Genomic DNA, 368 nt, shown 5'->3' with positions numbered 1-368 from the left:
TACAATGCGCTCGCTATGCTTTCGGGTTTTCTGGCATTTATGAAGAAGACGAAGCTAAACGTATTAATGACACCACACCTGTACAACTTGTTTCTTATGAGATGCTTGGACAAATCAAACAGTTAATTAAAGAAACTGAAACAAATGAAGATAATCTTCTCTCTTACGCGAATGTCGAAAATCTAACAGATCTATCTTATGAAAAAGCACAAGAGGTTTTAGAGCTGTTGGGAAAAAAGAAAAATATTCAAAGAGAAAGAGCTCTACAATATCTCCCACAACAAGAACAAACAGACACACCTACACAAGATGCCGAATATATTCATATCCAAGATATTGAATATGCTCCAATGTCTCACGAACAACAA

The 368-nt window shown here is 35.6% G+C and carries 1 pseudogene; it reads left to right on the top strand.

What is annotated here, in order from left to right:
• Positions 1-368: pseudogene (locus tag PVV65_RS04885) on the top strand (recombinase); the annotation flags it as partial.

This window comes from Bartonella sp. ML70XJBT (assembly GCF_028618425.1).
Classification (GTDB): domain Bacteria; phylum Pseudomonadota; class Alphaproteobacteria; order Rhizobiales; family Rhizobiaceae; genus Bartonella.
The sequence above is the reverse complement of the archived record's forward strand: the minus strand, read 5'-3'. Positions and strand labels throughout refer to the sequence as shown.